Source organism: Kluyvera ascorbata ATCC 33433, from assembly GCF_000735365.1.
GTDB classification, from domain to species: Bacteria; Pseudomonadota; Gammaproteobacteria; order Enterobacterales; family Enterobacteriaceae; genus Kluyvera; species Kluyvera ascorbata.
Map to the genome: position 1 here is coordinate 1 of NZ_JMPL01000069.1, position 22,226 is coordinate 22,226.

The 22,226-nt window shown below is 53.0% G+C and carries 23 protein-coding genes; 14 read left to right on the forward strand and 9 right to left on the reverse strand.

Annotation, left to right across the window (positions count from 1 at the left end; genetic code table 11):
* Positions 1-19: 19 nt before the first annotated feature.
* The 4 genes from GKAS_RS15460 to GKAS_RS15475 all read left to right on the forward strand — a co-directional run bounded on the left by GKAS_RS15460 (position 20) and on the right by GKAS_RS15475 (position 3,414).
* A complete protein-coding gene (locus tag GKAS_RS15460) occupies positions 20-895 on the forward strand; it encodes an arginase family protein (RefSeq protein WP_035895484.1) in 876 nt (291 codons plus the stop codon).
* Positions 896-992: 97 nt separating this feature from the next.
* Positions 993-1,565 (forward strand): TetR/AcrR family transcriptional regulator, encoded by a 573-nt coding sequence (locus tag GKAS_RS15465; protein ID WP_035895448.1) that lies wholly within the window; start codon positions 993-995, stop codon positions 1,563-1,565.
* Between the two features lie 271 nt (positions 1,566-1,836).
* Positions 1,837-2,628, forward strand: a complete 792-nt coding sequence (locus GKAS_RS15470; RefSeq protein ID WP_035895450.1) for a PhzF family phenazine biosynthesis protein — start codon at positions 1,837-1,839, stop codon at positions 2,626-2,628.
* A gap of 159 nt (positions 2,629-2,787) precedes the next feature.
* Entirely contained in the window at positions 2,788-3,414 is a 627-nt protein-coding gene (locus GKAS_RS15475) for a hypothetical protein (RefSeq protein WP_035895452.1), read from the forward strand.
* Between the two features lie 44 nt (positions 3,415-3,458).
* Here GKAS_RS15475 and GKAS_RS15480 read toward each other — a convergent pair whose 3' ends face one another.
* Entirely contained in the window at positions 3,459-4,802 is a 1,344-nt protein-coding gene (locus tag GKAS_RS15480) for a cation:dicarboxylate symporter family transporter (RefSeq protein WP_035895455.1), read from the reverse strand.
* A gap of 253 nt (positions 4,803-5,055) precedes the next feature.
* On the opposite strand from GKAS_RS15480, the gene GKAS_RS15485 reads away from it, so the two are divergent.
* Positions 5,056-5,598, forward strand: a complete 543-nt coding sequence (locus GKAS_RS15485; RefSeq protein ID WP_246870742.1) for an isochorismatase family protein — start codon at positions 5,056-5,058, stop codon at positions 5,596-5,598.
* 131 nt (positions 5,599-5,729) lie between these two features.
* On the opposite strand, the gene rstA is transcribed toward GKAS_RS15485, so the two are convergent.
* Complete coding sequence (gene rstA, locus GKAS_RS15490) at positions 5,730-6,452, reverse strand: two-component system response regulator RstA (RefSeq protein ID WP_035895459.1); 723 nt, start codon at positions 6,450-6,452, stop codon at positions 5,730-5,732.
* A gap of 154 nt (positions 6,453-6,606) precedes the next feature.
* On the opposite strand from rstA, the gene GKAS_RS15495 reads away from it, so the two are divergent.
* The gene (locus GKAS_RS15495; RefSeq protein WP_035895486.1) at positions 6,607-6,942 is read left to right on the forward strand and encodes a GlpM family protein; all 336 of its coding nucleotides are present in this window, start codon (positions 6,607-6,609) and stop codon (positions 6,940-6,942) included.
* A 3-nt stretch (positions 6,943-6,945) separates the two neighbouring features.
* Here the strand turns inward: GKAS_RS15495 and folM are convergent, their stop codons facing one another.
* From folM to ydgH, 3 genes are all read right to left on the reverse strand, one after another.
* Entirely contained in the window at positions 6,946-7,671 is a 726-nt protein-coding gene (gene folM, locus GKAS_RS15500) for a dihydromonapterin reductase (protein WP_035895462.1), read from the reverse strand.
* A 39-nt stretch (positions 7,672-7,710) separates the two neighbouring features.
* Complete coding sequence (locus GKAS_RS15505) at positions 7,711-9,093, reverse strand: amino acid permease (RefSeq protein ID WP_035895463.1); 1,383 nt, start codon at positions 9,091-9,093, stop codon at positions 7,711-7,713.
* Positions 9,094-9,358: 265 nt separating this feature from the next.
* Positions 9,359-10,309: a DUF1471 family protein YdgH gene (gene ydgH, locus GKAS_RS15510; protein ID WP_035895464.1), complete on the reverse strand. Its 951-nt coding sequence runs from the start codon at positions 10,307-10,309 to the stop codon at positions 9,359-9,361.
* A gap of 524 nt (positions 10,310-10,833) precedes the next feature.
* On the opposite strand from ydgH, the gene pntA reads away from it, so the two are divergent.
* The 3 genes from pntA to GKAS_RS15525 all read left to right on the forward strand — a co-directional run bounded on the left by pntA (position 10,834) and on the right by GKAS_RS15525 (position 14,087).
* The gene (pntA, locus tag GKAS_RS15515; protein ID WP_035895465.1) at positions 10,834-12,363 is read left to right on the forward strand and encodes a Re/Si-specific NAD(P)(+) transhydrogenase subunit alpha; all 1,530 of its coding nucleotides are present in this window, start codon (positions 10,834-10,836) and stop codon (positions 12,361-12,363) included.
* 10 nt (positions 12,364-12,373) lie between these two features.
* Positions 12,374-13,762, forward strand: coding sequence for a Re/Si-specific NAD(P)(+) transhydrogenase subunit beta (gene pntB, locus GKAS_RS15520; RefSeq protein WP_035895466.1), 1,389 nt, complete (start codon positions 12,374-12,376; stop codon positions 13,760-13,762).
* A 136-nt stretch (positions 13,763-13,898) separates the two neighbouring features.
* Positions 13,899-14,087 (forward strand): YdiH family protein, encoded by a 189-nt coding sequence (locus GKAS_RS15525; protein ID WP_035895467.1) that lies wholly within the window; start codon positions 13,899-13,901, stop codon positions 14,085-14,087.
* 68 nt (positions 14,088-14,155) lie between these two features.
* On the opposite strand, the gene uspE is transcribed toward GKAS_RS15525, so the two are convergent.
* The 3 genes from uspE to ogt form a co-directional block, all read right to left on the reverse strand.
* A complete protein-coding gene (gene uspE, locus GKAS_RS15530; RefSeq protein WP_035895468.1) occupies positions 14,156-15,106 on the reverse strand; it encodes a universal stress protein UspE in 951 nt (316 codons plus the stop codon).
* Between the two features lie 341 nt (positions 15,107-15,447).
* Positions 15,448-16,200: a fumarate/nitrate reduction transcriptional regulator Fnr gene (fnr, locus tag GKAS_RS15535; RefSeq protein ID WP_061708991.1), complete on the reverse strand. Its 753-nt coding sequence runs from the start codon at positions 16,198-16,200 to the stop codon at positions 15,448-15,450.
* Positions 16,201-16,395: 195 nt separating this feature from the next.
* The gene (gene ogt / locus GKAS_RS15540; RefSeq protein ID WP_035895470.1) at positions 16,396-16,911 is read right to left on the reverse strand and encodes a methylated-DNA--[protein]-cysteine S-methyltransferase; all 516 of its coding nucleotides are present in this window, start codon (positions 16,909-16,911) and stop codon (positions 16,396-16,398) included.
* Between the two features lie 591 nt (positions 16,912-17,502).
* On the opposite strand from ogt, the gene smrA reads away from it, so the two are divergent.
* A complete protein-coding gene (gene smrA / locus GKAS_RS15545) occupies positions 17,503-18,066 on the forward strand; it encodes a DNA endonuclease SmrA (protein WP_035895472.1) in 564 nt (187 codons plus the stop codon).
* A 42-nt stretch (positions 18,067-18,108) separates the two neighbouring features.
* Here the strand turns inward: smrA and GKAS_RS15550 are convergent, their stop codons facing one another.
* Complete coding sequence (locus GKAS_RS15550) at positions 18,109-18,915, reverse strand: IclR family transcriptional regulator domain-containing protein (protein ID WP_035895474.1); 807 nt, start codon at positions 18,913-18,915, stop codon at positions 18,109-18,111.
* Between the two features lie 167 nt (positions 18,916-19,082).
* Here GKAS_RS15550 and GKAS_RS15555 point away from each other — a divergent pair, with 167 nt between their 5' ends.
* The 4 genes from GKAS_RS15555 to GKAS_RS15570 form a co-directional block, all read left to right on the forward strand.
* Positions 19,083-19,772, forward strand: a complete 690-nt coding sequence (locus tag GKAS_RS15555; protein WP_035895476.1) for a 3-oxoacid CoA-transferase subunit A — start codon at positions 19,083-19,085, stop codon at positions 19,770-19,772.
* A 10-nt stretch (positions 19,773-19,782) separates the two neighbouring features.
* Positions 19,783-20,439, forward strand: coding sequence for a 3-oxoacid CoA-transferase subunit B (locus tag GKAS_RS15560; RefSeq protein WP_035895478.1), 657 nt, complete (start codon positions 19,783-19,785; stop codon positions 20,437-20,439).
* Positions 20,440-20,448: 9 nt separating this feature from the next.
* On the forward strand, positions 20,449-21,651 hold the full coding sequence (pcaF, locus tag GKAS_RS15565) for a 3-oxoadipyl-CoA thiolase (RefSeq protein WP_035895480.1): 1,203 nt from the start codon (positions 20,449-20,451) through the stop codon (positions 21,649-21,651).
* A gap of 9 nt (positions 21,652-21,660) precedes the next feature.
* A partial coding sequence (locus GKAS_RS15570) for a lyase family protein (protein WP_035895482.1) occupies positions 21,661-22,226 on the forward strand: 566 nt, incomplete at its 3' end.

Sequence of the window (22,226 nt, forward strand, 5' to 3'; positions counted from 1 at the left end):
TCACCAGACGCCATCCTCGATACCAACGGTAGGTAAACAATGTCCAGAAAAACGACTTCGACTGTTATTCCCACAATGGCAGGGAGGGAACAACCCGCCTTACCATCTTGGCTCGCTTCTGCTCTCTTTCCTGGCCCCCAGACCCACCGGGCCGGTTGAAGAAGTGCCCGTTGCTTTGCCTGATGGTATTCCACTGGCTGAAGTCGATGGTATCAGAGGGAAAGCGCAGATACTCCGTCAACTGAATGATGCTGCCGGGCTTATTGAAAAACATAATCCTGAGGCCATTGTGGTATTGGGCGGCGATTGTCTGGTGTCGCTCGCGCCTTTTGCGCATTTGCTGAATCAATATGGCAATAAGTTGGGCGTGCTATGGATTGACTCTCATCCCGACGTCCAGACGGCGGAGCAGTACCCTAATGCCCATGCGCATGTGCTGGGAGCGCTATTGGGGACGGGCGATCATGACTTAGTGGCTCACGTCGCCAATACGCTTTCACCTGAAAAAGTGATGATTGCCGGTATTCATGATCCACTGGCTTACGAAAGCGAATACCTGGCCCAACATCATATCGCCACCGCTAGCCCGGAAGCGGTGAGAAATGGGGCACAGGAGGTGCTGGAATGGATAGACCGAGAGAAAATCGAATATTTGGCGATTCATATCGATCTGGACGTTCTGGATCCCGCATTTTTCCGCTCAGTTTTGTTTGCTCAACCGGGGCGCGGTGCGCATGACTTTGGTGATGTGGCTGAAGGTAAGCTAAGCATTGAGGAAGTACTCATGCTCGTTAATCTGGCGACGTCGGCTGTTGGGCTTACGCTCGCCGAACATATGCCCTGGGATATGCTGAACCTTAAAAACATGCTTAACGGCTTACCGTTGCTGAAATAATGGGGAGGATCAAGAGCCAGCGTGGTGTGCTTAACGCTGGCTCCAACCTTTAAAGGACGGTAAAGTCTGGGCCATTGAATGATGGAAAAGGTCATGTATGTCAAAGGACACCGAAACGTACCATAAGCTGATTACTGCCGCGGCTGCCTGTTTTGCCGAAAAAGGCTTCAGTGCGACCAGCGTGCGCGAGATTTCTACCCGAGCAGGTATCAGCCAGGGCGCAATGTACACCTATTTTAAAGGCAAGGATGAGCTGATAAGGGCTATCGTTCTTGAGGAGCAAAACTCCGCGCTGTCTGCCCATAAAGAAGCCGCTCCAGGGACCTATTTTGACCGTCTCTGTCAGCAGGTCGCGTCCTGTATCAGCGATGTGGGTTATCCGGTGACGCATCGTCTCTGGGTTGAAATTATGGCGGAATCCTCCCGCAACGCTGAACTACAGGAAGCCTTTATCGCCAGCGACACCATCATGCGGCAAAGTCTTGCGACGATCATTGAGCAGGGTATGGCCGCAGGCGAGTTCCGACCGGACATTAACCCGCAGGAAATGACCATTATTCTGTTTGCGTTTATTGATGGCTTAATTGCCCGTAAGGCGATCAATTCGGCGTTTTCGCTGCGCGTTGATGTGCCGATGTTCCCTGAGCTGATGGCTAAATTGCTGCGCTAATTTGCTTTACCTGATAAGCATTTCTCAAATGCCCGACGTACATTTTCATCCCTAAAGGGCACCTGGAAAGCGTGGCTTAAAATCATCTGCGTTAGCCTTTAACGTTGGAGAGTCCTGGTGCTATCAAATCAGATAACTTATTGAAAGGCGAGAAAGTCTGGAGCGACGACAATGAGATCTGATAGGGTGGTGAGTGCATAAAAAAAAGAAATTGTGTCGTTCCTCGTTTGGATAAGATGCAAATGCCCGCGCTAAATCTGAGGTGAATGCTATGCAACAAATTGATTTCTATATGGTAGATGCCTTTGCTACCGCTACGTTTGATGGCAATGCTGCTGCGGTTTGCCCGCTTACCGAATGGCTGCCGGATGAGACGCTATTAAACATGGCTAAGCAGCATAACCAGTCTGAAACCGCCTATTTTGTTACCAATGATAATGGTTTTGAGCTGCGTTGGTTTACGACTCAGGGTGAGATAAATCTCTGTGGGCATGCAACACTTGCCGCCGCGCACGTTATCTTTGAATATCTTGATTATCCCGAGGCGACGATTCATTTTGATACTCGATTTGTCGGGCCACTCACGGTGACACGCAACGGTGAATGGCTAACGCTTGATTTTCCCGCCTGGAAAACCGAATCCGTTGTTCCTCCAGCGTTATTACTGGAAGCATTGGGGATAACAGATTACAAAGAAGCGCGCGTAGCGCGTGATTATCTGATTGTGCTGGAAAATCAGCAGCAGGTAGAGGCGCTGCGTCCGGATATTCATGCCATGATCCCGCTGGGAAAAATGGTCTGCGTTACCGCCAAAGGCGAGGGAACCTACGATTTCGTCAGCCGTTTCTTCTGTCCTGGCGAAGCCGTTGCGGAAGATCCGGTGACAGGTTCAGCGCATAGCATGTTGATCCCCTACTGGGCGGAAAAACTCAGCAAAACGCACATGCTGGCGCATCAGGGCGTTGAACGTGGCGGGGAGTTACGCTGTCAGTTCGCGGGGGATCGCGTTCACATCGGTGGGCAGGCCACCACGTACCTGATAGGTAAAGTGCTGTTACGGTAGGTGTCGTATCGGAGTGCATGGGGCGGTTGTTTTCAACCGCCTTTTTTTCGCGTTTTATGCGAACATTAAGATAACCTTAAGAAGATCGCATTCAATGCTAACGAGGGGAAAAATTTTCTGATTAGTATCAGGTCTACATTATTTTCATGAATACTAGTTATGAAATTTGATACTCGTTTGACGGTTTCCGTCGTATTGCTTGCTGGTTTATCGGTGCTATTTCCATTTGCTGCGGATTGGCACGTTCCGCTGTTGGGCGGCGTAGTGGTGGCCTGGATTGAAAATGGTCAGGCGCTCTGGCTATTGTTTGGTGCGGTATTTACCGTCTGGTATATCAGACCGCTCTCGCGCCCCGAAGGCGAAAAGCAGTTCTGGCTGTGGGCCGCGCTGTGGTGGGTGGTTTTACTGGGACGAAGCACCAGTTGGGGTCGTGTCTATTTTCCGCAGACTCCGCATATCGTTTTTAGAATTATCTCGGTCATATTGATTGGCGCGCTGCTACTGTCGCTGTTTTCACGCCACTTACGCCGCGAAATTAAGCGACGGGTTAAGGAACAATCGATACCGTTTTGGCTGCTGGCGGTCACGGTGGTCACGTTTTTAATATCGGATACCGTAGAACATCACCGCTTGCTGGCGCCGCTGTTTGTACGCGATTTGCATTATGCCGATATGATGGAAGAACTGTATGAAATACCGTTCATGGTCGGGTTGCTACTGATGACGTACTATTTTATGCGCGCGGATAAAACAGCAGAAATGAAATTAACGGTCGCTTATCAATAGCGATTTGATGCGCCTCAGCGTTCAGGGCACTGAGGCGCGTTTTATCAGTTAACGGAAATCGGTTTTTCTTGCTCGGCTTCTTTTTTATTCAACACTCGGGTAGCAATCACCCCAGACATCATCGAACCATTCACGTTCAGCGCCGTACGTGCCATATCGACAATCGGTTCAATCGCAATAAAGATACCGACCAACGCGACCGGGAAATTAAGAGTAGAGAGGACAATCAGCGCGGCAAACGTTCCGCCGCCACCAACGCCTGCCACACCGATGGAACCCAGTGCAATGGCAGGTAGCAAGGTCAACAAGAAATGCAGTGAGAATGGATCGATACCCAGGGTTGGCGCAATCATGGCAACCATAATCGCCGGATAAATCCCCGCGCAGCCGTTTTGTCCCATGCTGGAACCAAATGAAGCAGCGATATTGGCGATGGTACTCGGCACGCCGAATTTCTCCTGCGCGGTAATTGCCAGCGGAATGGCCGCCGCGCTGCTGCGGGAAACAAAGGCAAAGGTCAACACTGGCCAGACGGTTTTATAGTAACGCAGCGGATTATGACCGCTTAGCACCAGCAAAATAGCGTGCACAATAAACATCATTGCCACTGCCAGGTAGCAGGCAACAATAAAACCGAGCAGGCTGGTAAATTGCGCAAGTTGATAGGTGGAGAAGACTTTTGCCATTAATGCCAGCACGCCATAAGGTGTGAGCGCAATAACGATACGTACCATCTTCATTACCCAGAATTGAATGGCGTTAATCCCGCTGCTTAATTTTTCACCTTCTTCTGGTGCCTCTTTTTTCACTTTCAGTAGAGCAACGCCTGCCAACAGGGTAAATATGACAATCCCGATCACCGAAACGCTTCTTGCACCGCTCAGGTCAAGGAACAGGTTGGTTGGAATTAACGATGTGATGAGCTGTGGCAGTGAAACGGCGGCCGTTTTCGAGACGTCATCAGCCGTTAAGCTGGACTGCATCTGCCCGAAGGTACTGGCGTTGAGCCCGATAACGTGGGCAGTGGTCAGGCCAATAAACCCGGCGATCATCACCAGCACAAGCATACACGCGACAATCGTCAGGGACAGTTTGCCGATCCCCGCGTTATTTTCGAGCTTATTAATGGCAGACAGAATGGAAATAAAGATCAGCGGAATGGCGACCAATTTTAATAAATTCACATACCCGTTACCAATGACGCTGTACCAGTCAATAATAGTGGCTTTGCTGGCAGAAGAGATAAAGTGAAGAGAGAGCCCAAGGATCGCACCCATGAAAATGGCGACGAAGACAGAGCGGGAGAGCGATTGACGGCGTTTATCTATTTCGAAAATGCCCCATGAGCAGATCAAAAAAAGCGCAATATACGCGAGCGTAGTGAACATCTTTAAGCCTCTTGCCCCATTCAGCACCTGAAATGCCGGAAAGAGTTGTTTTCAATTAATTAACCTATTATCCCGGATGAATAATAGCGACGCGGCGAATTATAAAGAGTAAAACTCTGCAATGTCACACAAAAAATGTGACTTTATGCGTTTGATACCCTCTGCTGTTATCCGCGGTCTACACCATCATTGGCGGCTTGTTTTCAGAACGGGGATCTCGTAGGTTGTTTTTTTATCTCCATCCGGGGGCATTATGCAGGCGTTACTGGTTATTGATATGCAACGGTTTGTCAGCGATAGAATCGCGCGTGGGATAACGTATTTTCCCACTGACAGCATTGAAAACATGAAATCTGTTATTGCCGCTTTTCGGTCGGCCGGAAAGCCGGTGATCCACGTTCGTCACGAAACGATGGAACCGGGGTCTGACCTACATAAAAATTCTCCGCAATACCCTCCCGTAGCTGGGTTTGAAGAGCAGGGCGAAGAAACGGTATGGGTTAAACGGACGTCTTCGGCGTTTAGTTCTACCGATCTTCAAGGCTGGCTGCAGCGGGCACAGATAACCGAGTTGACGGTGATCGGTGCCGTGGCCGGTTTCTGCGTGAACTCAACGGTTCGCTCGGGATGCGATTTGGGCTTCAACATGACGGTGGTGCGCGATGCTGTCCTGAGTTTCCCGCTGGATAACGCCGGACTGAGCGCAGAGAACATCTTCAACGTGACGCTCGGATTGCTGGAAGCGGGGTTTGCCCGCGGGGTTAACGCTGCCGAATTGATGTCGCAGAGCAGCTGATTTTATAAAATAGGGCTGAAAGCGTGTTTATTGTTCTATTGGTAGCATAAACACGCTGTTTTTGAAGGTAGTGGTATCGCGTCTCTCGAGGGTTATAATTTTTCACCCAGCATTTTATGCTGTCTGGCTTTTCATCTCTCCCAGGCGTGCGGCGCGAAAAGATAGCCTTTATTACGCACAGTTTTAATGCGGTAAGGTTCGGTCGCGCTGTCGAGCAGCTTCTTACGCAGGCGCGAGATAGCCACATCAACGCTGCGATCCATACCGTCGTAAGTGACGCCGCGCAGATTTTTCAACAGCGCGTCGCGGTCCATAATTTGGCCCGCATGGGTCGCCAGCTCCCAAAGAAGATCGAAATCCGCCGTCGATAGCGCAATGTTCTCACCGCTTAGCAGTACCTGGCGATTGACCGGGTCAATGGAAAGCGTGCCGAAGCGAATGGCTTTATGTGGCGTCAGCGCGGGTTGCGCCGGTGTCGTACTGCTTGCTGAGGCAGGACGCTGGCGCAGATGCAGGCGCAGACGTGCCAACAGCACCGCCGGGGGCGTCGTTTTGAGTATGTAATCATTAGCACCCATTTCCAGCGACAGAATATGGTTCATGTCGCTATCGAGCGAAGTGAGCAGCACAATAGGGCCGGCCCACTGACCGCGCAGGTCGCGGCATAGCGTCATGCCATCTTTGCCTGGCAACATGATGTCCAGCAGCACCAGGTCAGGGTTTTCCCGGCTGATCGTTGCCTCTGCGTTATCACCGCGCGGCTCGACCACCACTTCCATATCATGCTTTCCGAGATAAGCGGCGATCAGCGCCCCAACATCCGGATCATCCTCAACATAAACGATCTTATTCATTACTCTACGCACTGACGGAAAAAAGGCTACGATACACTGAGCGCCTGTTGCCCGCCATCATTCCTTTCTTAATTTCCGCGCTGCATTAACCATTCATTAATAAGCAGACTTCCGTTATGCTCAGACAACATGTTGTTTATTGGTGAACAAAAAAATGGGGTTGTTAATTAAAGCGCTGCTGGGAGCGCTGGTGGTGGTGTTGATTGGCGTCCTTGCGAAAACTAAAAACTACGCGATCGCCGGGTTGATCCCGCTGTTCCCGACCTTTGCGCTGATTGCGCACTACATTGTCGCTAGCGAGCGCGGCACCGAGGCGCTGCGTGCCACTATCGTTTTCGGCATGTGGTCGATTATTCCCTATTTTCTCTATCTGCTTTCGCTGTGGTACTTCACCGGCATGATGCGCTTGCCGCTGGCGTTAGCAGGCGCGGTGGCCTGCTGGGGCGTGAGCGCCTGGCTGCTTATCTTCCTGTGGGGACGCTTCCACTAAACGCTAAACCAAGGGGCGGCCGCCATCAACGGCGAAGGTGCGCCCGGTGACGTAGCAGCTGCCGAGGATATACTCGACGAGATCGATAATTTCTTTCTCCCCGGCGGCAATCTTCATCAGCGACTTGTTGAGCGCTTTCTGGCGATATTCCGCATCATCACCCTCATTAAACAGCACCAGCGCTGGGGCAATGGCGTTGACTTTGACCTCCGGCGCCAGTTTGCGAGCAAACGAGCGGGTCATATTATCCAGCGCCGCTTTACTGGCGGCATAGGCGATGTGCTTATCGCTACCGCGCTCAACCACGTAGTCGGTGAAGTGAATAATGTCGCCTTCAGCATGACCGTGGCCACGCAGCAGATCTTCCAGCGCATGGTTAAGCAGGTAGGGAGCATGGACGTGAATCTGCATCATCGCGTTCAGCACATGGCTCAGCGATGCGCCTGGCGTTTCTGCCAGCCACCCGCTGGCGTTATGAATAACCGCGCGCAGGCCGGAGCAGTGGCTTCTTACCGCATCCGCAAAAGTATAAATGCCTTCATCAGTAGAAAAGTCTGCCTGAATACAGACCGCGCCTGCTCGTTGCATGACATCGATAGCGGGATAGTGAGTCCGGTAGCTTAAAATAACCGGCTGCTGCTGGGTGAGAAAATGGTGGGCAAGGGCGAGGCCAATGCGGCGGCCTCCACCGGTTATCAGAATCGGGCGTGATAGCATGTTTGAACCCATCGTACTCTCCTTATTTTGCAGACGATGGGGTCACGCGTATCACCCCACCAGCATCCATGTTGCCGGTACGGCGGCAACCAGAAGCAAACCAATTAAAGCCAGTTCACGACGCTTCAGCATGACGTTGTCGACATGAGTGCGGCGTGCGTAAATAAAGACCAACAGCCCCGGTGCGTACAGCACGACCGACAGCAGCAGGTGCATGGGGCCAGAAGCATACAATAACCATAAGCCATAAATGCAGGCGCCGACACCGATAACCTTATGTAACGGACGACTCGCAATTTTTAACAGAAATGCGCCCACCAGGAAATAGGGCACAAGGATCATTTCGGAGGCGATGGTTAGCAGCGTATTGTAGTCTGAGCCGGTCAGCCAGATCAGCACCAGACTTGCCTGAACGCTGAGGTTGGTCAGCCATAGCGAAGCGGATGGCGCATTGTTCGCATTCTGGCGGGCAAAAATACGCGGGAAGGCTTTATGCGTGGCGGCCAGCAGCGGCACTTCTGCCGCCATAATCGTCCAGCTCAGGTAAGCGCCGCAGACCGAGACAATCAGCCCGGCGGCAATCACCACTTCACCCCATGAGCCCATCATACGCACCATCAGGCCAGCCATCGATGGGTTACGCATTTCCGCGAGTTCCGGGCGAGGCACCACGCCCATCGACAGCAGCGTCACCAGCAAATACACGCCCAGTGCGGAAACCACTGCCAGCAGCGTTGCACGGCCTACATCCTTTTTATTGCGGGCGCGAGCGGATACAACCACCGCGCCCTCCACGCCGATAAATACCCACAGGGTAATCAGCATGGTGTTTTTCACCTGCTCCCAGACCGGCACGCCTAAATCAATGCCGTGGAAATCCAGGGTGAAGGTATTGCTGTTGAAGGCAATGGCGGCAAGTACGATAAACAGCCCCAGCGGCACCAGTTTCGCGAGCGTTGCGACCAGGTTAATGCCGGCGGCCGTTTGCACGCCGCGAAGCACCAGAAAATGGACCACCCACAGCAGAACCGATGCGCCAACAATGGACTGCCAGGTGTTGCCGTCGCCGAAGAGACGCAGTTCGGGCGTATCGGTAAAGAAGCTTAGCGCAGAGAAGACAATCACCAGATAAGAGACGTTAGCAATCACCGCGCACAGCCAATAACCCCATGCGGAGCAAAAACCAATCAGCTCACCGAAACCTTCGCGTGCATAGGTAAAAATGCCGCCGTCGAGGTCTGGGCGAATACGGGTCAGCACCAGCATCGCGATAGCCAGGAACAGAATGCCGACGCCGGTAATTGCCCAACCAATCAGCAGCGCGGCAGGGCTGGCAACTTCCGCCATGTTTTGCGGCAGACTAAAAACGCCTGCACCGAGCATAGAGCTCAGAACCAGTGCCGTCAGAGCACTAAGCCCTAATTTCTTTTCCATGTGAATCCTGTTGTGGAAGAAGAAGAACAAGAATATTTATTTGGCGAAATCGCATAAAAATGGAGGATTGCGCTGAGGCGGCGATTTTACGGAGAGCAGTGCATACATGCAACAATGTATGACTTAAAAAGTCAGGATATTGGATTCTGGAGAATCAAAAAGGAATGTCCAGGCGGCGGTGCTGGTGTAAAAAAAGGGGGGGGGAAGTCAGAGAGTGAGCGTGATGATGAAAAAAGCCGGTGAATCATCACCGGCTTTTTTGTGATTACTTGTACAGGTCGGCGCTGATGGTGACGTTGCCGCCACGCTCTTGCCACTGACGCGTAATGTGGTAGTACTTCGCGCCTTTCTTAGCGGCGCGTTTGGCGACCTGATAGGACACTTCGGTCATGTTGCCGTAGTTGCCGGTGAACTTAACGCTGTCGAACGGCACCATCTGTGCAGCAGCGATTTTGTTCAGCTCTTCAACTTTAGTGCCGTCTGGCAGCGTGACGCTGTAACGCCCACCTTTAGAGGACTGGGTTTCGAAGAACCGGCCTACACCGGTGCCTGAACCTACGGCAGCGGTGGTGGCAACGCCTGGGATTTCAACCTGTTTAGCGGCTTCACCGCCTGCGGCCAGGGCTTTACGGCCAGCGTCGGAGTCAGCAGGAATGGCATCCGGGCTTTGCAGAACGCGTTTTTCAGCGTCAGCTTTATAAATGTATGCCGTTACGCGCTGGTTGCCGCCGTCATTGGCATCAACCTGACGAACAATAAAGAAGGAAGCAGCGCCTTTGGCTTTTGCGGCTTTGGTGATGGCATCGTTCACTTCTGGCTGGCTGCGGTAGAAGCCTTGCACGGTAACGGTGTCATAAGGAACCAGAGCAACGGCCTGATCTTTTGGCAGTTCAACGATACCGTTGATCACGCGGTTTTTTGGGGCTTCTGCTTTTGCTGCATCGGCTTTGTAGAAATCAGCCGTTACGCGCCAGTTCCCGCTGTTGCCGAAATCAGAAGTGTCGACAACGTAAAAGGAGGCTGCACCGTCTTTGTCCGCTTTACGGGATACTGCCTGAACGGCATCGCCAATGGCGTTAAAACGGCCGGTAATTACGACACGGTCATAGGGCTTCAGTGCGGACGCTTGCTCCGGGGTCAGCTCGGTTGCTGCTTGAGCGGACATGGCCGCGGCAGTCAGCATGGCGGACACGAGGAGGGTGTTCTTAAGCTTCATAAAAATAATCCTTCGCCTTGCGCAAACCAAATTCGGGAAATGTTGTAAACGGGAAACGCCTGATTATGGCATTGAAATGACGCTATTGTCTGCGTCATTTTTCACTTCAGATGCGAACCCGATGACGGTTTTGGATAACTTTTCCTGATATGTTGAAAAAACGGGCGCTTGACCAGAAAAACCGGTCAACCATATGACTTTTTTAAGTTAATGGAATGTTAATTAGCATATCCTGCCCGCAAAAAATCATGTTTTCACTCGTCGATGAAGCGAATTATGAGGCTCGCTAAACAAATCGGGGTAAATATCGCTGTTTGTAACCGTCATCACTCGGTGTTTGGCATTTAATGCAAAAATAGTGTTTTCCGGAGCTAGATCACAATCGTGATTTTCAGTAGGTTATAGACAGTTTGTTACTGTTTTATTTATTCAGGTTGCTCGCCTGTTTGTTCGCTTACGGGTTATCCGCAACACACTGACAAAATAGCAAACCATCAAATAAAAACCGATGTAAGGGAATAGTTATGCGTATTGGTGTACCAAAAGAGAGGTGGGCCCAGGAAACGCGAGTCGCAGCAACACCGAAGACGGTGGAGCAGCTGCTTAAGCTCGGTTTCAGCGTGGCAATTGAAAGTGGTGCAGGAAAACTGGCAAGTTTTGATGATGAGGCATTTGTTCAGGCTGGGGCAGAAATCGTCACAGGCGACGCGGTCTGGCAGTCAGAGGTTATCCTCAAAGTGAATGCGCCGCTGGATGAAGAAATCGCGCTGCTGAATCCGGGCACCACGCTGATTAGCTTTATCTGGCCTGCGCAAAACGCTGAGCTGATGGCGAAGCTGGCCGCCCGTGGCATTAACGTCATGGCGATGGACTCTGTGCCGCGCATTTCCCGCGCGCAGTCGCTCGATGCCTTAAGCTCGATGGCAAACATCGCTGGCTACCGTGCAATTGTTGAAGCGGCCCATGAATTTGGTCGCTTCTTTACCGGCCAGATCACCGCGGCGGGCAAAGTCCCACCGGCAAAAGTGATGGTGATTGGTGCTGGCGTCGCAGGTCTTGCGGCGATCGGCGCGGCTAATAGCCTCGGTGCGATTGTCCGTGCCTTTGATACGCGTCCAGAAGTTAAAGAACAGGTGCAGAGTATGGGCGCCGAGTTCCTTGAGCTGGACTTCAAAGAAGAAGCGGGTAGCGGTGATGGCTACGCTAAAGTGATGTCCGAGGCGTTTATCGCCGCGGAAATGGCGCTGTTTGCCGCGCAGGCAAAAGAGGTCGACATTATTGTGACCACGGCGCTGATCCCGGGTAAACCGGCCCCGAAACTGATCACCCGAGAAATGGTTGACTCCATGACGCCGGGTAGCGTCATCGTTGACCTGGCGGCACAAAACGGCGGTAACTGCGAATACACCGTGGCGAATCAAATCGTCACCACGCCAAACGGCGTGAAGGTGATTGGGTATACCGACCTTGCCGGTCGTCTGCCGACGCAATCCTCCCAGCTGTACGGTACCAACCTGGTAAACCTGCTGAAGCTGCTGTGCAAAGAGAAAGACGGCAACGTCACCATCGACTTTGACGATGTCGTGGTTCGCGGCGTGACCGTGATCCGTGAAGGCGAAGTCACCTGGCCGGCACCGCCAATTCAGGTTTCTGCGCAGCCTCAGGCGCCGAAGAAAGTGGCTGAAGAGCCGAAAGAAGCGGCTAAACCGGCTTCACCATGGCGCAAGTATGCGCTGATGGCGCTGGTAATTATTCTGTTCGGTTGGCTGGCGAACGTCGCGCCAAAAGAGTTCCTCGGTCACTTTACGGTGTTCGCGCTGTCCTGCGTAGTGGGTTACTACGTGGTGTGGAACGTTTCTCATGCATTGCACACGCCGCTGATGTCGGTCACAAATGCCATCTCGGGCATTATCGTGGTCGGGGCGCTCCTGCAGATTGGCCATGGTGGCTGGGTCAGCTTCCTGAGTTTTATCGCGGTATTGATCGCCAGCATTAATATTTTTGGTGGTTTCACCGTCACTCAGCGCATGCTGAAAATGTTCCGCAAAGGATAAGGGGTAACACATGTCTGGAGGATTAGTTACAGCTGCATACATTGTTGCCGCGATCCTGTTTATTTTTAGCCTTGCAGGGCTGTCCAAACACGAAACGTCCCAACAGGGCAACTACTACGGTATTGCCGGGATGGCTATCGCACTGATTGCGACCATCTTCGGGCCGGATACCAGCAACGTGGCGTGGATCCTGCTGGCGATGATCATCGGCGGCGCGATTGGTATTCGCCTGGCGAAGAAAGTTGAAATGACTGAAATGCCGGAGCTGGTGGCGGTTCTGCACAGCTTCGTGGGTCTGGCAGCGGTGCTGGTGGGCTTTAACAGCTACCTGCAGCACGAAACCGGCATGGAGCAGATTCTGGTCAATATTCACCTGACCGAAGTATTCCTCGGTATCTTCATCGGTGCGGTGACCTTTACCGGTTCTATCGTGGCGTTCGGTAAGCTGTGCGGCAAAATGTCGTCTAAGCCGCTGATGCTGCCAAACCGTCACAAGCTAAACCTCGCCGCGCTGGTGGTCTCTTTCCTGCTGCTGGTGGCGTTCGTTCGTACCGATAGCGTCGGGACTCAGGTGCTGTGCCTGCTGGTGATGACCGTTATCGCGCTGGCTTTTGGCTGGCATCTGGTGGCTTCCATCGGCGGTGCGGATATGCCGGTGGTGGTTTCGATGCTGAACTCCTACTCCGGTTGGGCGGCGGCGGCGGCGGGCTTCATGCTCAGCAACGACCTGCTGATCGTGACCGGTGCGCTGGTGGGTTCTTCTGGTGCCATCCTGTCGTACATCATGTGTAAAGCAATGAACCGTTCGTTCTTCAGCGTCATTGCCGGTGGTTTTGGTACCGATGGTTCCTCTACCGGTAGCGACGAAGAAGTGGGCGAGCACCGTGAAATCACCGCGGAAGAGACGGCGGAAATGCTGAAAAACTCTCACACGGTGATTATCACCCCGGGCTACGGCATGGCGGTGGCACAGGCGCAGTATCCGGTGGCTGAAATCACCGACAAGCTACGTGCACGCGGTATTAAGGTCCGTTTCGGTATTCACCCGGTTGCCGGGCGTCTGCCTGGCCATATGAACGTGCTGCTGGCGGAAGCGAAGGTGCCTTACGACATTGTGCTGGAGATGGACGAGATTAATGACGACTTCTCCGATACCGACACGGTGCTGGTTATCGGTGCGAACGACACCGTTAACCCGGCTGCGCAGGACGATCCGAAGAGCCCAATCGCCGGGATGCCGGTTCTGGAAGTGTGGAAGGCGCAGAACGTTATCGTCTTCAAACGCTCAATGAACACGGGCTATGCTGGCGTGCAGAACCCGCTGTTCTTTAAAGAGAACACCTCTATGCTCTTTGGTGATGCTAAAGCAAGCGTAGACGCGATTCTGAAAGCGCTCTGATTGTTCGTTTGAAAATGAAGCCGTCTGGTCTCGCAGACCGGCGGCTTTTTTATTTGTCTCTTGATTGCTTTTGGTCAAAAATTGCACACTCAAAGGTGTTATACTACTTTAAGTCGTCCACACCTAAGAGGAAGTTATGGATACCTTGTTATCGCCTGCACAACTGGCCATCGAATATCTCCGCCGTGAAACCACGCCTTTAACCCCCGCACAGTACCTGAAACGCGTTAAACAGCTTGAGCTGGAATTTGCCGACCTGATGTCACTTTCAGCCATTGAGCTCAAAGAAGAAATCGATTTTGCCTGGCGACTAGGGCTCCACTGATAGGTGTGTGATACCAGACATAAAAAAACCGGCTTGAGCCGGTTTTTTATTTACCATCACCAGGACCGTTAATCGTCCTCTTCGTCATCCATCTCGACCGGCGTCTGGTAATCATTTGGCTTAATAGCCAGCAGATCGCAGCGCAGGTGGTCAATGACCTGTTCCGCTGTATTACCCAGGAATGCCGCTGAAATACCGGTACGGCCGACGGTGCCCAGCACCACGATACCGGCATCCAGATGCGCGGCCAGATCCGGGATAACCTCTTCAGGCAGCCCTTTCTCAACGTGGGTGAATTTTTCGTCGATACCAAATTTCTGGCGCAGTGATTTCATCGCCAGCAGATGCTGACCGCGAATCGCGTCGTTATACACGCTTGGATCAAAATCAGGCAGTTCAATCGCGATATTGATAGGGGTTACAGGGTAGGCGCCAATCAGGTGAACCTCGGTATGGTTAACCTGGTCTGCCAGCTCCATCGTCTCTTTGACCAGCTTCTCGTTCAGCGCGTTGTGGTATTCCTCTTCGCTGGCGAGGTTGACGGCCACCAGCGCTTTACCGCCTTCTGGCCACGGCTGATCTTTCACCATCCACACCGGGCAAGGGCATTTGCGCAGCAGGTGCCAGTCGGTCGGGGTAAAGATGACGGATTCCAGCTTGTCATGCTGGTGGGCCATTTTCAGCATCAGGTCGTGGCCACCGCTGATAACCTCCTGAATAATCGCTTCGAAGGGGCGATTGTGCCACACCACTTTAATTTCCAGCGGTACGCCAGCCTCCAGGTAGAATTTAGCCTGCTCGCGGATCCATGCGGTTCGCTGGCTAATTACGCCCTGGCGCATTGCGGTGCGCTCGTCAGGAGACAAAAGGGTGGTCATTTCATAAGAGAAGTCATAGATAGGCAAAAAGGCTTTAATGCGCCCGCCAATTCGTTGATGTAGATAAACAGCGCGTCGCAGCGCCGGCTGATCGTCCTGGTTCGGGTCGATAGCAACGAGCATATTTTGATACTTGGCCATACAGGTCTCCTTACAGCTGTAACCACAGTTTGTAAGTAAAAGATAACTCATATATGGAGAATGAAACAGGGGATAACCTTCGCTAGATCAACAAACAGGATAAATTAACATTACTGCCGTATTGGAATTTAGCCCCAAGGATTTACTTATAGCTGGAATGGAATTAACGCTATTTCTGCGGCATTCTGCGAGATGGTCAGGCATTGGGGGAGGGAATGTTGCCGATTTTCAGACTATCTCCAGCCATCAGAAAATCACGATGACTGAAGCGAGTGGTGGAAACATAACGGCAATAAAAAACCCCGAAAATTCGGGGTTTTTCAGCAAGTGCTCAGAATCTATCAGGCAACGTTGCGAGTATGTCCCGCGAGGATTGCCAGCGCATCGCTGTTTTCAATCGTAATGTATTTGCCTTTTACTGCCAGCATGCCGCTTTTCTGGAAACGACCCAGCAGACGGCTGATGGTTTCTACCGTCAGACCGAGGTAGTTACCGATATCGCCACGGGTCATCGTCAGGCGGAACTCACGAGGAGAGAAACCACGCTGCGCGAAACGGCGAGACAGGTTATAGATAAAGGCCGCCAGGCGTTCTTCCGCGTTTTTCTTCGACAACAGCAGGATCATGTCCTGATCGCCTTTGATCTCACCGCTCATCAGACGCATCATCTGCTGACGCAGGTTTGGCATCTTACCGGACAAATCGTCCAGCGTTTCGAACGGGATCTCACAAACCATTGAGGTTTCCAGCGCCTGAGCAAAGCTTGGGTGGTGGCCTGTCCCGATGGCATCAAAGCCCACTAAATCACCGGCCAGATGGAAGCCCGTAATCTGCTCATCGCCCTGTTCGGTGATGGTATAGCTCTTGATGGTACCGGAGCGAATAGCGTACAGAGACTTCAGTTCATCACCGGCCTTGAAGAGGGTTTGCCCTTTCTGAATGGGCTTTTTGCGCTCGATAATATTATCCAGCTGATCAAGCTCATGCTCATTAAGAGTGAACGGGATGCAAAGCTGGCTGATGCTGCAATCCTGACAATGGATAGCGCAACCGCCAGACTGAATGCGTCGTATAATTCTCTTTTCCGGGATCATAGGTCTGCTCAAGCCGTAATTGATATTAGTCAATTTTAACATCTTTTTATGGAGCAGGTAAGTCTCGGCGTAGGGATTCACCTAATATTAAAAAGGAATAGTTCCCATCGAGATATATCCAATTGATATACCTCATTTATTTTTAGGAGTGATTGTGAAAGCAGATGTCTTAAGGCGACGATAAGGCACAGAAAATCAAAGCAGCAGGTAGCCTTCATGGCGTAAAAGCCACTCTTTTCGCTGTACGCCACCGGCATAGCCCGTCATGGTGCCGTTGCGCCCAATTACCCGATGGCAGGGAACGACAATGCTGACAGGATTCGATCCGTTTGCTGCGCCCACGGCTCGCGCGGCGCCGGGGCGACCCAGCTGTTCGGCAAGCTGCCCGTAATGCATAACCTGTCCGCAAGGGATGGTACGCAGGGTCTGCCACACTTCTCGCTGAAAGTCGGTTCCGCCTGTCGCCGTTGGCAGCGTTTCAATCACGGCAAGATCGCCCTCAAAGTAATCAGCGAGCTTTTGACTCAATCCACCCGGATTGCGGGAAGCGACGCGGGTATAACCTTCATGACGGTAGTGAATGTCCAGCAGTTGATCCATACGGTCGCTGTGTTCTTCCCATTCAATCGCCCGCAGGTGGAAATTTTCATCGCACAGGATCCACAGCGGCCCCACCGGGGTAGCAATTTTGTCTTCGAGCAAAGTCAGCATACGTACGCTCTCATTTTAATGAATTATTCCTATACTCCACCATACCATGTGAATACAACGATGCTCTATACCCCAAATGTGTAACCTTGTAAAATATATGGTTTTATATAACCAATTCGGATTGTGCGAATTAAGAGGATATAAAAATTAAATTTTCCGATGGCAAGAAATATAAAATAATGTATAGCCGACTATAAGTAAGCTATTGAATAGCGGGGTAATGAAAAGGCGAGAGCGGTCAGTAGAATAAAAATCGGGGCCTGTCGACATCGCCAGACCCCGCAGCAACCACACAATTGTGTCCATACTTGTTCCCACTTTTGCTCCGAACAGCGGGTATTACTATTTATAACGGGTTCGCGTTAATTTTCCAGATAATTCTTGGTGATTTATTTCACGTATTCGAAATGCCCGCTCAATATTAATTCTCAATTTACGACATTTAAGCATGAATTAATTTATACAAATAAATAATAAGTTGCGAATGAAGATATTTGGAAGGTGAGGAATTACGCAACTGGATGACAACGCATTGAGCCAACCCGGCGACACGGCTATAGTATGCGCCAGACGTAACGAAGGGGAGCTCTCATGAATCTTGATGACAAATCGCTGTTTCTTGACGCCATGGAGGATGTCCAGCCGCTTAAGCAGTGCCACGATGTACACTGGCAGCCCATTCGTAACGCCCGCACCCGGCAGGAGTTAGACACGCTGCAGCTGGATAACTTTCTCACCACCGGCTTTCTCGATATCGTCACGCTTGCGACACCGCTTGAATATAAGCGTGAAGGGCTACAGAACGGTGTGCTGGATAAACTTCGGCTGGGGAAATATAACCAGCAGGCCAGCCTGAATCTGCTGCATCAGCCGGTTGAATCTTGTCGTCAGAATCTGTTTGCCTTTATCCGCCAGGCGCAGAAAGAAAATCTACGCAACGTGCTGATTATTCACGGTAAAGGTAAGGAAGACGGTTCTCACGCCAATATCATTCGTAGCTATCTGGCCCGCTGGCTGACCGAATTCGACGAAGTACAGGCATTTTGCTGCGCGCTACCGCACCATGGCGGCAGCGGTGCGTGCTATGTTGCGCTGAGAAAATCGGACTCCGCGAAGCAAGAAAACTGGGAGCGACACGCCAAACGCAGCCGCTAGATAATCTCGCTGTAGGCCGGATAAGCGCAGCGCCATCCGGCGCTAACGCAGCAACAAACTTAGCTCTGCCGCCGCTTTTTGCAGTTCCGGCAACACCCGTTCTAACAGATCGGCGGCGGAAACTTGTCCCGCATGAACGCCAACGTTTAATGCCGCTTCCACGTGCCCCTGTGGGTTGAACAGCGGCACCGCCAGCGAACGCAGCCCCATTTCCAGCTCCTGATCGTTTAACGCATATCCCTGCTGACGAATCGTTTTCAGCTCGGTTCGCAGTTTGGCAACGGAGGAGATGGTCTGCGGGGTATAGCGAATCATGGTAATACGCGCCAGCATGTCATTCAGCTTCTCTTCCGGCTGGTGGCTTAGCAGCACGCGCCCCATCGAAGTGGACCAGGCGGGCAAACGGCTGCCGATATCGAGATCGATGGTCATTATGCGTGAGCTGGATGCCCGAGCGATATAGAGAATATCGTCGCCATCGAGGGTGGCAATAGAGCAGGACTCATTAAGCATATCGCTCAGGTGTTTCAGCACCGGCTGCGCCGAACGCGCTAGCGGCGTTGATGCCAGCCAGGCGTGCCCAAGGGATAAAATCCGTGGCCGTAGCTGGAAGTTCTTCCCATCTTCTGCGTAAACAAACCCGAGCTTGCCGAGCGTATACAGGCAGCGTCGCACCGCCGCGCGCGGAATACCCGTTTTCTGACTGATTTGTGAAATCGACAGCACCCGACGCTGTGGCGTAAAGGCCTGGATCACCTCCAGCCCTCGCGCCAGCGACGCCATAAAATTCGGGTCACCTTTAAACGGATCGCTATCGCCCGTCAAAATATCGTCTGGATGTTTCTCCATTTTTCTCTCCGTTTATGCCATCGATCACATTCTTCAGCTAAACATACACGATGTTCGATTATCGCACCATATTTCGATTATCGCCCTTGACCGGCATCGTTAAGCGGGTCACATTTTGTGCGAACAACGAATATAAGTGCGATAGTCGCACATCAAGGAGCAACCTGATGATCGATAAAAGTGTGCCGACGCTGACCGATGCCGTCGCGGGTATCAACGATGGGGCGACGATAATGATTGGTGGTTTCGGGCCAGCCGGACAGCCAACCCAGCTGATTGATGCGCTGATTGAGCAGGGCGCGCGCGACCTGACCATCATCAATAACAACGCGGGTAACGGTGAAATTGGCCTCGCGGCGCTGCTGAAAGCGGGCCGCGTACGCAAAATGATTTGTTCATTCCCACGTCAGGTCGACTCGCAGATTTTTGATGACCTCTATCGCCGCGGCAAAGTGGAGCTCGAGCTGGTGCCGCAGGGTAACCTGGCCGCGCGCATCCAGGCCGCAGGGGCAGGGCTTGGGGCTATCTTTACCCCTACAGGTTACGGCACGCCGCTGGCGGAAGGTAAAGAGACGCGGGAAATTGACGGTCGCCACTATGTGCTGGAGTACCCGATTAAAGCGGACTTTGCGCTGATTAAAGCCCACCAGGGCGATCGCTGGGGCAACCTCGTGTACCGCAAGGCGGCGCGTAACTTCGGCCCGATCATGGCCACCGCGGCAAAAACGACGATTGCCGAAGTCACTAATCTGGTGGCGCTAGGGGAGCTCGACCCGGAGAACGTGGTGACGCCAGGCATTTTCGTTCAGCGTATCTTCTCGCTGGAAAACCTCAACCACCAGGCACTGCGCGCTTAAGGAGCCCATGATGCAAAAACTCTCTCGTGACGATATGGCAAAGCGCGTGGCGCAGGACATTCCCGAAGGGGCCTACGTCAACTTAGGTATCGGCCTGCCGACGCGTATCGCCAACTATCTGCCGACCGATAAAGAAGTGTTCCTGCACAGCGAAAACGGCCTGCTGGGCATGGGGCCGAAGCCGGCTCCCGGCGAGGAAGACCCGGAATTGATTAACGCAGGTAAAGAATACGTCACCTTATTGCAGGGCGGCTGCTATTTCCACCACGGCGACTCCTTCGCCATGATGCGCGGTGGTCACCTGGATATCTGCGTGTTGGGAGCCTACCAGGTCTCGGCGCAGGGCGACCTTGCCAACTGGAGCACCGGCGCTCCAGATGCGATTCCGGCCGTTGGCGGGGCGATGGACTTAGCCGTCGGTGCGCGTCAGGTTTTCGTCATGATGGACCATCTCACGCGTGACGGGGAGTGCAAGCTGGTTGAACACTGTACCTATCCGCTGACCGGTGTGGGCTGCGTTAGCCGCATCTATACCGACCTGGCCGTTATCGACATTACCGCAAGCGGCCCGGTGGTACGCGAGATATTTAACGGACTCTCCTTTGAAGAACTGCAGCGCATCACACCGGTCACGCTTTCTTATCACGCCGTAGCGGAAATCGCTTAAGGAACAATGATGAATCAGGCATTTATCTGCGACGCGGTACGCACTCCGTTCGGTCGTTTTGGTGGTACTCTTTCAGGCGTTCGCGCTGACGATTTGGCCGCGCTGCCGCTGAAAGCGCTGTTGGAGCGCAATCCGGGGCTCAATCCGGCGCTGATTGATGATGTGATTTTCGGCTGCGCCAACCAGGCGGGGGAAGATAATCGCAACGTCGCCCGCATGGCGCTGCTGCTGGCCGGGCTGCCGGAGACGGTACCGGGAACCACCATCAACCGCCTTTGCGGTTCTAGCCTTGATGCGATAGGTGTGGCAGCCCGTGCGATTAAAAGCGGTGAAACGCAGCTGATGATTGCTGGCGGCGTGGAAAGTATGTCCCGTGCGCCGTTTGTGATGGGCAAAGCGGAAAGCGCATTTAGCCGCGCCATGAAGATGGAAGACACCACGATCGGCTGGCGCTTTATTAACGCGCAGATGAAAGCGCGGTACGGCGTGGACTCGATGCCTGAAACGGCGGAAAACGTGGCAACCGATTTTGCAATTGCGCGTGCCGACCAGGACGCTTTCGCGCTGAGAAGCCAGCAGAGAACCGCGCTGGCGCAGGCGAATGGGGCGTTTAATGATGAACTCATTTCGGTGCAGATCCCGCAGCGTAAAGGAGAGCCGATTCGCTTTACCCAGGATGAACATCCGCGCAGCACCGCTTTGGAGTCGCTGGCAAAATTAAAAGGTGTTGTGCGCCCGGACGCCACCGTCACGGCGGGCAACGCTTCTGGCGTAAATGATGGTGCCTGTGCGTTATTATTAGCCAGCGAACAGGCAATGACGCAAAATGACTTGCAGCCGCTGGCTCGTGTTGTTGGCATTGCCACCGCCGGGGTTGCACCGCGAATTATGGGCTTTGGCCCGGCACCTGCCGTTCGGAAAGTGCTGGCGCAAACCGGCTTAACGCTGGCGCAAATGGATGTTATCGAGTTGAATGAAGCGTTTGCCGCACAGGCGCTGGCGGTACTGCGCGATTTAGGATTGCCGGATGATGCGGCACATGTTAATCCAAACGGTGGGGCGATTGCGCTGGGCCATCCGCTCGGCGCGTCAGGTGGACGCCTGGCGATGACCGCGGCCTACCAGCTGCGCCGTACCGGTGGGCGCTATGCGCTGTGCACCATGTGTATTGGCGTAGGCCAGGGAATCGCGCTGATTATTGAACGCGTATAAGGAGCAGGAATGAGTTTGTTAACCCCGCTATTGCGCACGGATGCACTCACGGCTGTGTTCAGCGATGAGCAGCTCGTTCAGGGGATGCTGGATTTTGAAGCCGCGCTAGCCAAAGCGCAGGCTCGCTGTGGAATCATTCCCCATGAGGCGGTGGAGCCTATCGTTGCGGCCTGTCAGGCTCAACGGCTCGATTTTCCGGCGCTCGCCGCGGCGGCGGCGAATGCTGGCAATCTGGCGATTCCCCTGGTGAAGCAGCTGACTCAGGTGGTGAAGGCGAGCGCTCCGGAGGCGGCTCGCTATGTCCACTGGGGTGCAACCAGCCAGGATGCCATTGATACCGGCTTGATGCTTCAACTTCAGCAAGCGTTACAGCAGACGGAGTCCCGGCTTCAGCGTCTTATGCACGTGCTGGCCGAACAGGTAGCGCGTTATCAGCATACGCTGATGGCGGGCCGAACCTGGATACAGCATGCGCTGCCGATCACCTACGGTTTGAAACTTGCGGGTACCCTGGATGCGTTATTGCGTTGGCACGAACGGCTCCAGCAAATGCGTCCTCGCGTCCTGGCTCTGCA